10 protein-coding genes are annotated in these 13,828 nt (G+C 42.7%); 8 read left to right on the top strand and 2 right to left on the bottom strand.

All coding sequences use genetic code 11. The features are described 5' to 3' along the window. Positions 1 to 43: 43 nt before the first annotated feature. The gene (locus tag G5B43_RS03605; RefSeq protein WP_165293322.1) at positions 44 to 1,681 is read right to left on the bottom strand and encodes an ABC-F family ATP-binding cassette domain-containing protein; all 1,638 of its coding nucleotides are present in this window, start codon (positions 1,679 to 1,681) and stop codon (positions 44 to 46) included. Positions 1,682 to 1,906: 225 nt separating this feature from the next. Between G5B43_RS03605 and G5B43_RS03600 the strand changes: the two genes are divergently transcribed. Further along, on the top strand, positions 1,907 to 3,712 hold the full coding sequence (locus tag G5B43_RS03600) for a DUF4091 domain-containing protein (protein ID WP_165293321.1): 1,806 nt from the start codon (positions 1,907 to 1,909) through the stop codon (positions 3,710 to 3,712). 74 nt (positions 3,713 to 3,786) lie between these two features. On the opposite strand, the gene G5B43_RS03595 is transcribed toward G5B43_RS03600, so the two are convergent. Then, complete coding sequence (locus G5B43_RS03595) at positions 3,787 to 3,987, bottom strand: DUF6965 family protein (RefSeq protein ID WP_165293320.1); 201 nt, start codon at positions 3,985 to 3,987, stop codon at positions 3,787 to 3,789. A 226-nt stretch (positions 3,988 to 4,213) separates the two neighbouring features. Between G5B43_RS03595 and nagA the strand changes: the two genes are divergently transcribed. From nagA to G5B43_RS03560, 7 genes are all read left to right on the top strand, one after another. Next, complete coding sequence (gene nagA, locus G5B43_RS03590) at positions 4,214 to 5,419, top strand: N-acetylglucosamine-6-phosphate deacetylase (protein ID WP_165293319.1); 1,206 nt, start codon at positions 4,214 to 4,216, stop codon at positions 5,417 to 5,419. Positions 5,420 to 5,617: 198 nt separating this feature from the next. Further along, positions 5,618 to 6,616: a Gfo/Idh/MocA family protein gene (locus G5B43_RS03585; protein ID WP_165293318.1), complete on the top strand. Its 999-nt coding sequence runs from the start codon at positions 5,618 to 5,620 to the stop codon at positions 6,614 to 6,616. Between the two features lie 12 nt (positions 6,617 to 6,628). Continuing rightward, complete coding sequence (locus G5B43_RS03580; protein WP_165293317.1) at positions 6,629 to 7,978, top strand: Gfo/Idh/MocA family oxidoreductase; 1,350 nt, start codon at positions 6,629 to 6,631, stop codon at positions 7,976 to 7,978. Between the two features lie 7 nt (positions 7,979 to 7,985). Then, complete coding sequence (locus tag G5B43_RS03575; protein WP_165293316.1) at positions 7,986 to 9,305, top strand: sugar MFS transporter; 1,320 nt, start codon at positions 7,986 to 7,988, stop codon at positions 9,303 to 9,305. A 1-nt stretch (position 9,306) separates the two neighbouring features. Next, positions 9,307 to 10,695: a putative oxidoreductase C-terminal domain-containing protein gene (locus tag G5B43_RS03570; protein ID WP_165293315.1), complete on the top strand. Its 1,389-nt coding sequence runs from the start codon at positions 9,307 to 9,309 to the stop codon at positions 10,693 to 10,695. Positions 10,696 to 10,836: 141 nt separating this feature from the next. Beyond that, positions 10,837 to 11,013, top strand: coding sequence for a hypothetical protein (locus G5B43_RS03565; RefSeq protein WP_165293314.1), 177 nt, complete (start codon positions 10,837 to 10,839; stop codon positions 11,011 to 11,013). 38 nt (positions 11,014 to 11,051) lie between these two features. After that, entirely contained in the window at positions 11,052 to 13,745 is a 2,694-nt protein-coding gene (locus G5B43_RS03560; protein ID WP_165293313.1) for a hypothetical protein, read from the top strand. Positions 13,746 to 13,828 lie beyond the last annotated feature (83 nt).

Raw genomic sequence — 13,828 nt, 5'->3', positions numbered from 1 at the left:
GGGGAAACGTATATTTCCCCTTATTTTTTATATGAATTTGTATTTAAGAAATTATTTTGCCAGACATCTCTTCTCGTTGTGCTTTCACAACATCTGAATTGATGTATTCATCGTAAGACATTAATTTGTCAATTACACCGTTAGGTGTAAGTTCAATGATGCGATTTGCTACTGTTTGCGTCAATTCATGGTCACGCGATGTAAACAACATCGAACCTCTAAAATCTAACATACCATTATTCAATGCAGTGATGGACTCCAAATCAAGGTGGTTTGTGGGTTCATCGAATAATAAGAAATTAGCTCCTTGAAGCATCATTTTTGAGAACATACAACGCATTTTTTCTCCACCGGATAATACCGATACCTTTTTCAAAACTTCTTCGCCAGAAAACAACATTTTTCCAAGGAATCCACGAATAAACTGTTCGTCTGCCTCTGGTTTTGATGTGTAATTACGAAGCCAATCCACCAGATTCTCATCGCGACCCTCAAAATATTCAGCGTTCTCAATAGGCATGTCAGTTGGCGTAATGGTAACTCCCCATTTGAACTCTCCACCAAAATCTTTGTCGCGACCTGCTAATATATCATAGAAAGCCGTAGTTACCAACGAGTTTTCAGCCAATAGTGCGATTTTGTCGCCTTTATTGATCATGAAAGTAACATCTTTAAAGTAAACTTCACCGTTGACAGTTTTACTTAGACCCTCTACGTGCAATATTTGGTCGCCCGGCTCACGGTCCATCTGGTTGAACATGATTGCGGGATATTTTCGATTCGAAGGTTTGATTTCTTCGACATTGAGTTTCTCAAGTGCTTTTTTTCTGGAAGTCGCCTGTTTAGATTTCGAAGCGTTTGCCGAGAAGCGGCGGATAAACTCCTGCAATTCCTTGACTTTATCTTCCATCTTTTTGTTTTGGTCCGCACGCTGTTTCAACGCCAGTTGTGAGGATTCATACCAGAAACTATAGTTACCGGTATAGATATTCATTTTACCAAAATCGATGTCAACGATATGGGTACAGACATGATCTAAAAAGTGGCGGTCGTGCGATACAACTAGGACTATAGCCTCATATCCTGCTAAGAAATCTTCTAACCAAGCAATCGTATTGATGTCCAAGTCGTTAGTTGGTTCATCGAGAATCAGAATGTCTGGGTTACCAAATAAGGCTTGCGCCAAAAGCACTCGAACCTTCTCATTACCATCCAGTTCCTTAACCAATTTATAATGAAGATCTTCTTTGATTCCTAAGTTGCTCAATAAGGTAGCTGCGTTACTCTCGGCATTCCATCCGTCCATTTCCGCGAAGAGGCTTTCCAGCTCACCCGCACGTTCGCCATCAGCGTCGGTAAAGTCTTCCTTCATGTAGATGGCATCTTTCTCTTTCATCACCTTGTAAAGTTCCTGGTTGCCCATCATGACTGTCTCGAGGACTGTAAATTCATCGAATTCGTAGTGATTTTGCTTCAGTACGGACATACGCTCGCCCGGGGTAAAAGATACAGACCCTGTAGTAGGATCAACTTCTCCCGAGACAATTTTAAGGAATGTCGATTTTCCTGCACCATTGGCGCCTATGATTCCATAACAGTTCCCAGGCGTAAATTTCAAGTTTACATCTTCAAACAGCACACGCTTCCCAAAACGAAGCGATAAATTAGACACGTTAATCATGTTGCAAAGATACGCTTTATTTATGGGATTTCTAATACATTGTGGGCGCAGGAAAAGTGGGAGGCAGCGTTAAAATAAGTAAAAGTATTTTTAAGCAATCGATTGTGTTTCAACAATGTTTGCATCTGCTGGACTTTTTAGCGAAGTTTAAGTCAGATTATGTCTTAGAACTCCATCAACGGTATCGGGTGGAGTCATACTGACATAGATGAATAATGACGTATTATGAACTTAAACACACTAAAATTAAAAAGTATGCTATGTGGTGCCATTCTCATCGGAATAGCTTCTGCATGCGGCCAAAACCAACAAGAACAAGAGCGGGAAACTTCTTTCGATTTGGTCAACTTTAAGGAATTACCCGACCCGACGGCGGATACTTTGTCCGATTGGTCTATGGTAGAAAATGGATTACACGCTTCTTTTGTGACGATTGATAAACGTTTTCCGAAGTCCATGGCTCCCGACTTCGCTGTCGAAAAGCAAGCCTCCGTTACCGGATGGAGAGGAGAACGTGTCTCTGCTCAAATATTGCTATGGACAAATGCTGAATTACCTGGTGCACAAGTGAAAATATCAGGTTTTCGTACCGAAAACGGCGGCGAGTTGTCAGCAAATATTGCGTCTGCTCATTTTGTGCGCTATGTGATGACCGATGAGTTTGCCGATGGATGTGGACACCGTAAACCGGAAGATTTTGTGTCGTCCCTATCGCCTGATATGTTGGATAGACTTTCGTCTTTTGATCTTGAAGCAAAGAAGGTACGGCCTGTTTGGATAACCGTGCGTATTCCGGAAGATGCCAAACCGGGAAGCTATACAGCAAAGATACAGGTAAAAGCAGATGATAGTCCCACTCAGGAACTGGATTTATCATTGCAGGTTATCAATCAAGCCTTGCCAAAGGCTTCGGAATGGACCTATCATTTAGATTTATGGCAACATCCCTCTGCTGTAGCCCGTGTGGAAGAAGTGGAAATGTGGTCGCATGAACATTTTGAAGCATTGAAACCACAGATGCAGATGTTAGCGGATGTGGGGCAAAAAGTGATTACGGCTACACTTAATAAAGATCCTTGGAATGTGCAGACATTTGACCCCTATGCAGATATGATTATATGGACAAAGCAAAAGGATGGTTCCTGGAAGTACGATTACAGCGTATTTGATAAATGGGTGCAGTTTATGTTAGACCTTGGTATTAACAAAATGATCAATTGTTATTCGATTATCCCCTGGAATAACGAAATACACTATCAGGATGAAGCAAGTGGCGAGTTGGTCAATGTTGAGGCGAAAGCCGGTACGCCTATATTTGAAGAATTATGGACCCCTTTCTTAGTTGATTTTGCCGAGCACCTGCGCGAAAAAGGTTGGCTAGAAAAAACCAATATCGCGATGGATGAACGTACGCGGGAAGAAGTGGACGGGGCATTGTCTTTATTACAGAAAGTGGCACCGGAATTAGGTGTTTCTTACGCTGATAACCAAAAAACCTACCAGCGCTATCCAAATAGTGAAGATATTAGTATTGCTTTGGGGCATCCCTTTTCGGAAGAGGATCTTAAAGACCGTCAATCACGGGGATTGAATACGACGTTTTATATCTATTGCGGTAATGCGTTTCCCAATCAGTTTACATTTTCTGACCCTGCGGAATCTGTCCTCGTGGCGTGGTACGCCGAAGCAGCGAATTTTGATGGTATGTTGCGCTGGGCATTCAATTCTTGGGTAGAAAATCCATTGTTAGATTCGCGTTTCCGCACCTGGCCTGCGGGCGATACTTATATCGTCTACCCAAATGCCAGAAGCTCGATTCGTTACGAGCGTCTGTTGGAGGGGCTTCAAGACTATGCGAAGATTCAAGTCGTGAAACAAGCGTTGGAGGACAAAGGAGACCAGACAAACTTGGATCGGTTGGAAACTGCCATCCAGAAATTGAAGATTACGAAGCGCAACGAAACGTGGAATCAAGATCTCAATGATGCAAAAGCATTGCTTAACGAGCTTTCGGTTCAACTAGTACAATAGGAGTAAAACAACTTTTGTTAAAATAACGGGGATATTATTCTTACTATCAGAGAATAAGATTCCCGTTTTTCATATTACTTCACTGCTTCCCGGAACTTGATTAATCGTAAATAAGCGGGACATTTTTCTAAATCTTTTTTCCAAGCTTCCACTTCGATAAACTGTATCTTCAAGAAAGTGTCCACATCTACCACGGCCTGTTCCTGTGAGATCTCCACCCGTTTGGGGAAAGACTTTCCCAACAATTCGTTTTTCAATTCCTCTATCGTTATCATATAGACAAAAATAGTGATTTTTCATCTGTATGATAATTCATCTTTTTTGTTTCAAAGAAGAGAGCCATCGGAGTGGGCTCAAAGGTAATTCTAATTAGATAAGTCAGAAAAAAAGACTTCAAAGGTGGACATTCAGAAAATTGTGTAACTTTTTTAGGTGAAGTTTTGATAAATAAAAAAAGTTTGTATCTTCGTGTACGTACACAGAAATAAAACAGACCTAAAAATGGCAAGACCGACGTTGTTTTATAATGCAAAAATAATCCTAAAAGATACCCTGACAGACGGTGGCGTACTGGTAGAAAACGGTAAAATCAAAGCTATTATTCCGACGAATGAACTTTCATACATCCATAAATATCAAGGATATACATTGATTGATGTGAAGCAGCAATATTTATCCCCCGGATTTATCGATATTCACATTCATGGTGGAGGGGGATATGATTTTATGGACGGAACAGAAGAGGCCTTTATTCAAATTTCAAAAACGCATGCCCGATTTGGAACAACATCACTTGTGCCAACTACGCTGACGACTACGACAGAGCGGCTAGAGGAGACATTAAGAAGTTATGAAAATGCAAAACAGAGTTTAAATGGGGGCGCAAACCTATTAGGTATCCACTTAGAAGGCCCTTATTTTGCCATGAGTCAACGGGGTGCTCAAGACCCTAGATATATACGAAACCCTAATCAGGATGAATATAAAGCATTGATAGCTAATTATAAAAGTATTGTTCGATGGAGCGCCGCTCCAGAACTAGAGGGCGCACTGGCATTTGGAGAATACCTAGTGGCAAATGATATTATTGCGGCCATTGCCCACACCGATGCAATCTATGAAGATGTTGAAAAAGCATATCAAGCCGGATATAAATTAATGACCCATTTTTATTCGGCTATGTCCGGCGTCACAAGACGCCACGCTTTTCGGTATGCGGGCGTCGTTGAGGCGGGGTATTTAATTGATGATTTTGATGTTGAACTTATTGCTGACGGTGTGCATCTCCCAGATCCACTCTTGAAATTGGTTTATAAAATAAAAGGGCCGGAGAAGATGGTGTTGATAACGGATGCTATGCGCGCTGCTGGAACCAAGGATACAAAATCGATACTAGGGAGTTATGATGATGGCATAGAAGTGCTTGTAGAAGATGGCGTTGCAAAACTTAAAGATAGAACCGCATTTGCTGGTAGCGTCGCGACGGCAGATAGGCTAGTTAGGACAATGTTAGGGCTGGGGAATATTCCGTTGACCGAAATCATTCGTATGATTACCCTAAATCCTGCACGGGTAATGAAAGTAGAAAAGGAAAAGGGCTCGATCGATATCGGAAAAGATGCAGATATTATTGTCTTCGATGATAATATTAATATCCAGTATACCATGGTAAAAGGAAAAATGGTATATGAACGACAACCCGAATAACAGGTTTCGATACCAATAATAGAAGCAGGAATTGACGGAGATAATATGAATTATTTTTTAAAAATATTTTCGGTTACGTACACATTTTTTTATATTTAAACAATAACGAAGTAAACCGGCACAATTTATTTAAATAAACCTTACATAATTTGCCATTAATAAAATATATGAATACGCCATTAATAAACACTTTTTCTAATGAAAAATCTTACTAGAAGAGACTTTTTAGGTGCTAGTTCCCTAGCAATGCTAGGATTAGCCGCGAATCAAGCTTCCGCTTTTACGCTGCCGATAACCTCTCAAAACGAGAAGCGCATAGGTATTATTGGGTTAGACACATCCCATTCAGTAGCTTTTACGAAATCTATCAACCAGAATCCCGAACAGTATAGAGGGTATAAAGTAGTAGCTGCATACCCGTACGGTACGAAAACCATTCCATCGGCTACGGATCGTATACCTAAGTTTACGGAGGATATCCAGACTTATGGTGTGAAGATTACCAAGTCTATTAAGGAGTTATTGAAGCAGGTGGACTTTGTATTGCTGGAAACTAACGATGGACGTCTTCATCTAGAGCAGGCGGAAGAAGTATTTAAAGCTAATAAAGTGCTTTTTATCGATAAACCGTTAGCCGCTTCCTATGCGGATGCCCATAAAATTTTTGAACTCTCCGAACAATATAAAATTCCGTTCTTTTCATCTTCCTCCCTCCGATACATCGACGGAATGCAGGATGTTATTGATGGTAAATACGGTAAGGTACTAGGCGCAGATGTCTATAGTCCGGCGGCGTTAGACCCGAGTCATCCAGATTTTTTCTGGTACGGTATTCATGGTGTGGAAATGCTTTTCGCTGCAATGGGTGTAGGATGTAAATCTGTATCGAGGACGCATACAGAGGGTTCTGATGTTATTGTGGGCGTATGGGACGACAATCGTATCGGCGTAGTCCGTGGTACCCGGCAAGGCAAAAGTGCTTACGGAGGCACTATTTATTGTGAGAAGGCTACGGTAGCATTGGGGGCATTTAAAGGGTACAATTTGCTGTTGGAAAAAATCGTTGAGTTTTTTGATACAAAGACTCCTCCTTTTGATGGCAAAGAAACATTGGAAATTTGTGCGTTTATTGAGGCGGCAGATGTTAGTAAAGTTTCTAGCGGTCGTTCAATTGACTTAAATCATGTTATAAAATAATATCAATTTATTATGAAAAATAATTCAAGAAGAGATTTCCTGAAAAAGACATTGATTGCTTCGGCGGCAATTGGTGTAGGAGGTGTATTACCGGCATTTAGCGCCAAAAGTTATAACAACATCATAGGAGCGAATAATAAGCTGCGCATATCGATGATGGGGGTTAATGCGCGGGGAAATGCATTAGCACAAAATTTTGCGGCTCAACCTAATAGTGATATCATCCACGTTTGTGATGTGGACAGCCGGGCCATTAATAAGTGTATAAAAGGACTGACAAAATACCAGCAGACAATACCAACGGGTTTTGCTGATTTCAGAAAATCGCTGGAAAGCAAAGATGTGGATGTGCTTGTCGTTGCTGCACCTGACCATTGGCATGCACCCGCCGCTATTTTGGCGTCGCAGGCCGGAAAACATGTGTACCTGGAAAAACCCTGTGGGCATAATCCACGGGAGGGCGAACTACTGATCGACGCCGTAAATAGGCATAAGAATGTTATCCAAATGGGGAACCAGCGCCGCTCTTGGCCGAATGTAGTCAAAGGTATCCAAGAGGTACATAATGGTACAATCGGGAAAGTGTTTTACGCTAAAACTTGGTACGCGAATAACCGTCCGTCCATTGGTGTAGGAAAGAAGGTGGCCGTACCGGAATGGCTTGACTTTGACTTGTGGCAGGGACCTGCGCCGCGAAGAGATTTCCAAGACAACCTCATCCATTATAATTGGCACTGGTTCTGGCATTGGGGTACGGGCGAAGCACTGAACAATGGTACGCATATGGTGGATCTTGCACGTTGGGGGCTGCAGGTGGATTACCCTACCCGAGTAAGCTCAAATGGTGGGCGTTATGCCTATCAGGACGACTGGGAGACACCAGACACACAGATGATCAGCATCGAGTTTGGTCCAGATAAATTAATTACCTGGGAAGGAAGGAGCTGTAATCGCACGCCAACAGACGGATCAAACGTTGGTGTCATGTTTTATGGATCTAATGGTTCCTTGCAGATAGATGGCGCGAATTCCTATAAAATATTTGATGTAAAGGGAAAACTCGTCAAAGAGGTAAAAGACTCGGGGCCTATTGATACAACTAGTCTGACGAATCCTTCTCAGCAACTGGATGCTATTCATATACAGAATATGTTCTCGGCTATTAACAATGGAGAAAATTTAAATTCGGATATTATCAGCGGTCATCAAAGTACCTTATTGGTACAGTTGGGTAATATTGCTTTGCGTTCTGGCAAACAGCTGGAAATAGACCCGTCTAATGGACATATAAGCAATGATAAGAAGATCATGCAAGAATTTTGGTCCAGGGAATATGCTAAAGGTTGGGAACCCAAAATCTAAATAAGGGATGAGTGCAACAACGGTAAAAACGGTGGCGAGCCTGACCAAAAGGGAAACGACTATTTCCATTGGTATTATTGCCTTATTATTTTTTATTTTCGGTTTCTTATCATGGATTAATGCCATCCTGATACCCTATTTCAAAATTGCTTGTGAACTAACGCACTTCCAGTCGTATCTGGTAGCGTTCGCTTTTTACATCGCTTATTTTGTTATGTCAGTACCTTCCTCGTACCTGTTAAAAACGGTTGGATTCAAGAAGGGGATGATGGTGGGATTTCTCGCCTTGGCGACAGGGGCATTTATTTTTATCCCGGCTGCGATGACCCGTACCTATGAGGTATTCTTGATCGGGTTGTTTACCATTGGTGTTGGCCTGGCTATTCTACAGACTGCGGCAAACCCCTATATCACTATTTTGGGCCCGAAGGAACGGGCGACACAGCGGATCAGTATTATGGGCATCTGTAATAAATTTGCCGGGATTCTGGCGCCGATATTATTTGCTGCTGCCGTATTGCGCCCGACAGACCAAGCTATGTTTGATAGTTTGGCTGAAATGACCGACGCAGATCGGAGTGCCGCTCTTGATGAATTGATCCGGCGGGTTATCGTGCCTTATGCAGTCGTAGGCTGTGTCATGCTACTCATTGGTATTGGTGTGCGGTATTCCCCACTCCCGGAAATAAATACGGACGAAGAAAGTGAGGAAATAGCGGAGACAAATAGTAGTAAAACCAGTATTTTCCAGTTTCCCCATCTCATCTTAGGCGCGGTGGCAATCTTTATCCATGTTGGAGCACAGGTTATCTCCATCGATACCATCATTAATTATGCGGGATCTATGGGAATCTCGCTGGTGGAAGCAAAAGTATTTCCCTCCTATACACTCGCGATGGCGATTGTAGGTTATTTCATGGGGATAGCCGTTACGCCCAGATTCATCAGCCAAACAACTTTATTACAGATTGTCACCGTATTGGGTGCGGTGCTTTCCTTGCTTATTGTTTACGCAAATGGGGAAGTGACGTTTCTTGGACATACGGCGGATATATCTATTTGGTTCATTACCTTGCTTGGAATCTCTAATTCTTTGACGTGGGCAGGTATTTGGCCGTTAGCACTGGACGGCTTGGGAAGATTTACCAAAGTCGGTGCATCATTAATGATCATGGGGCTGTGTGGTAACGCCATTTTGCCTATGGTTTATGGATATTTTGCAGATGGATATGGTTTACGCGAAGCGTATTGGGTATTATTTCCCTGCTACCTGTATCTTATATACTACGCGGTATATGCACATAAAATTAGAAAATGGAGTTTGTAAAATGAGAACATTAAGCTATTTTTCTTTACCAATAATCCTTCTGTGCGGAGTTGGATGTACCGGTGAGAATCCTGCTAATCAAAAAGAAGAAGATAAAGCCAGATTGACCGTTATCGATCCACAGCATTTTCATGCGGCTTTAGTGCAGAAACATACGCATCCTGGTATCGATTCAGTCGTGCACTTATTTGCAGATTCTAGTGCCACAGTGGAAGGATATAAACAACTGATCACACAATACAATACGCGGGAGAGTGAGCCGACACAATGGGAGACTGTTGATTATTTTGGAGCAGATTTTTTGGAAAAAGCATTTGATCCTACAGCAGGGAATGTTGTGGTGCTGGCTGGTGATAATCAGCGGAAGATAGACTATATCCAAAAGTCCGTTCAGCAGGGGAGAGACGTTTTTGCGGACAAACCTTTGGTCATCGATGCAACAGGTTACCGTAAACTGGAAGCGTTAATGGAAGGTAATGGAGAAAAAGAACAGGTATTGGTTTACGATATGATGACAGAACGATACGATGTGAAAAATCAGATCGTCAAATCGCTACTAAATAATCAGGACTTTTCAGGCGGATTATTGGATGTAAAGGATGATGATCCGTCGATTCTATTCCAAAGTGTGCATCACTTTATCAAGGATGTTTCGGGCAAACCACTCTTACGTCCGGCCTTGTTTTTTGATACCGAAAAACAAGGCGAGGGCCTTGTTGATGTCACGACACATTATATCGATTTGGTACAATGGATGCTGTCATCGGAAACGGTTATCGACATTAACCAAGATGTGAAGCTTACTGATTCTCAACGATGGAAAACCAGCCTATCGAAGGAACAATTTCAAAAGTCAACCGGCTTATCCAACTTTCCATCTGTATTGCAAAAGCATGTTGTCGGCAACGATCATATTGATGTTTTTAGCAATGGAAAACTGGCGTACACCTTTAAAGGTATACCCGTTTCCATTGATGTTAGGTGGCATGCCGAGTCGTTGGATGGGAGGGGAGATCAGTTTTATGCACACTTTCTTACCAATCGGTTAAAAATAGAGATCAAGCCTGATGAAGGAGGTAAAGCGGCTGTTTTTGTCACCCCGAATGAGGATACTCCTGATTTTGGAACCCAATTGAAGGATGCGCTAAGCGGTATCGACAACCTAACAGGTTTAACAGCAGAGAACTTATCAGATGGCTATAAAATTATTATTCCGGAAAATCTCTATCTAAGCCATGAAGACCATTTTGCAAAGGTATTGGACGGATTCTTACAATATCGGAAGGACGGGGTTTTGCCTGCGTGGGAAAAATCGTTTATACTAGCGAAGTATTATTTGACGACTAAAGCGTTGAAGGAAGCAAAGACGATAGAGGAGGAAGGGATTTAGTTTCCGAAAACGTAAGTGAGATAACCAATACGTTTTTGACCATACCTTCCAATCATCATATACTACTGACAGATCACTTCTATGGGCCATATTTATTAACCGCCTACGGCTTGCCCCATTGTTTATAGGGGAGTTGGTACTATGACGACGACTCCCGAACCCAGCCGGTCGAATTGGTATCGTGATGTGGTATTTATATTGAATAAACATAACGTTCCTTATACTTCTTTTGATTACAAAGGAGCGGGTTATAGCGTAGTTAACGAAAACATGACCATTCACTATCCTAATATTGTCGATATATTGCTTGGTAAGTAACTGATAAACTATGATGCCTTTTAAAAAGACGAAGTAATATGATGAAGCAAGCTTATCTAGTGTGTTTATCACTGTTTATATTTTTTCCTATTATGCTGTCAGCACAGGAGCGTATACTCGTTTTTGGTGATGCCCTAAACCAGTCTACAGCATTGAAAAAAGAGCTAGCAGGAAAAAAAATGGAGGTACGGAATATAACAGCCGACGGCCTATCAGATATCTCCGTTGATCAAGGCCGACTGCTATTGATAGGTGAAGACGCACCCTGTCCACCGAAAAGCCGACCCGCCATCAGCCAATATCTCGCAAATGGCGGAAACATCATCGTTGTCGGTCCAGCTAGCTTTGATTATAGGCCCCAACCTGTGAATCCTGTGGTTGTGGTTGACTTCAAAAATATCGATGATTACCAGATAATCGAACCGCCAAGGACACCGAGGCTAGCATCCATGGACAAGCCGGCTATCCAGACCGTAGACCTTCCAAACAGCACCGGGAAAGGGTTAGAATTCGCTACGGAGAAAAGAGGAATGCGTGATATATATGCACAGTTTTCGATAGTAAAAGAAGCTGCCCCTAATAGATCCGTATTAACCTTTAAAGCGAAAGGTAACCACTATATGGATCTGTTATCGCTACAAATCAAAGATCGCGATAACAAAAAGTGGATCACATTTGTTCCGTTATCCTCGGACTGGGGAGATTACACCGTTTCGTTGGCTGATTTTATACCAGAAGGTTGGGACGCCGCAGACATGGTATACCCTTTACTCGGCCCTTCCCGTATAGATTCGCTGGCAATGGGCACTAACTTAATGACTGTCTGGCGGGAAAAAGGCATGGCCTTTGCCATTGCGGATGTTTCCCTATGTGAAAATGAGACCGATATATATGCCCCCACATCAGCGCTTAGACCCTTGTCGCTACCCTTTCAGGAGAACGAAACCACTTTACCGCAATGGATTATAGATCCCTTTTTCCAATCCATGTCTATAAAGGACGCTGTACACATCATCTCGGCCAAAGATTCTCCTTTCGGAGAGATAGCACAACAGACCGTTCAGGATGTCACCATCTTGGCAAATACACTTGCCGAATTTCCCGGATCATTGAATGGAACGGATACCAAAAGTATTTATGATCACCGTATGGATAGAGAAAAACGCGTTATTCCGCTTTTGACAACCGACGATGGAAACATAGTGGCCCGTCTCGATATCCATGCGGGTGGACCCTATAAACATTCCTCGATTGCCGTATTTGGTTTTAGCCCCCAAAGCATCGTCGCACAGCCGCAGTTACGAAACACATTGGTCGGCGTCGCAGATTATATACTGCATACACCTCGTGTTTTGAAAACAACGATCAATACAACGATTCAAAAGAACAAGGAAAGTGTTGTTCCTAAGTTTGTCGTTACTCTTCAAAACCCTACTGCAAAAACGGTAAAAGGAAAGCTTTCTTTGCATATTGAGGGTATACCCCAAAAGAAGGTAGATGTAGAAATTTCACCGGGAGAGACACTTGACAGAATTATAAAATTCGGGGAGGTGCCGACGGGCTTTTCCTTCCAGCAGTTTGATTGGAGCATTGAGTTGGAAACTCCTGATTCCCATGACCGCATAAATGAAACAGTAGATGTGGAGCGTTCTATGCTAGAAGCATTCATCTACCTCGTCAACGTACAGAAAAAATATCCCGACGGCCGGTACAGCCATCACTATTTTGGAGATGCATACGGCGTTCGTGCCATGTTAGCCTATCTGGATTTTTTGGAAAGAAACCCGGAGCATCTGGCGAACAACACGGATCTCTGGGCAAAGATATCGCCAAATGACATCCTGGAAAGTGCTATCCACTTTTGCGACATGCTTGTCGAAAGACAACTGCCAAGTGGCGCTCTTCCGATGGGCTACTCCGAACATGCCAGTGGCTACAACGTTGCCGATGGAGGGCAGATGACATTGGCTTTATTTCAGCTGTCCCGCTATGTAAAAGATGAAAAGAAGAGAAAATCCTATCTGGATGTCTGCTATCGTTTTCTTGACTGGGCGGAGACATTCTATATTGATGAAGCAAAATCCGACTCCCTAAAAGTGAGCAGACCAAAGGATTATGCGAAGGGAAATGCTGCCGCCGGACGGTATGGTCTTGGGCAAGCCGGGCGCAGCCGCCAGGAAACGGGCCCCTCATGGGTGCTTGCCGATATCTTGGCTGCGCAAGCTTATGCAGCTTACATCGACAACCATCCCAGCAACGAGATATATCGGAAAATTGCGGATCGGAATATTAAATTCTATGCAAATGCCAAATATTCTGCTGCCGGGTATTATCAGGCGGAAGCCCTGTTTTGGGCTTGGCTGACAACCGACGACAAAGCGATAAAAAAGGTTATCCTCGAAAATTTGGATGCTTCCTTTTTGCCTCCGCTATACCGTGGCAAGGTAAACGACATGTATGATCTGGGATCACGCTCCACGCTGCGGGCACTCCCCTTGCTTTATTACCAGCAGTTTATGAGCAATACCGCCAGCAATCGCGCCGTTCTGCTAAAGTATATATGGAGCTTTGGAGCCAACACATCGATGTCCGCTATGCGAAACCTTTCGCAGACGTTTCCGAAGCCCGTACATGGAGAATCGCTGGCAGCCACTAAATACGCCGCACTAAGTGCATTATGGTCGATGGAACTGTTAGAACCGGGATCCACTTTATATCAAGAGGTTAAATAAATTAAAAACGATAAAAAATGCAGTATGATGAAAAAAGCTAAATTTATAGGAACCCAAATACATTAACGTTCGTATGCCGCATG

It is taken from the genome of Sphingobacterium sp. SGR-19 (assembly GCF_011043555.1).
Lineage (GTDB): Bacteria > Bacteroidota > Bacteroidia > Sphingobacteriales > Sphingobacteriaceae > Sphingobacterium.
The sequence above is the reverse complement of the archived record's forward strand: the minus strand, read 5'-3'. Positions and strand labels throughout refer to the sequence as shown.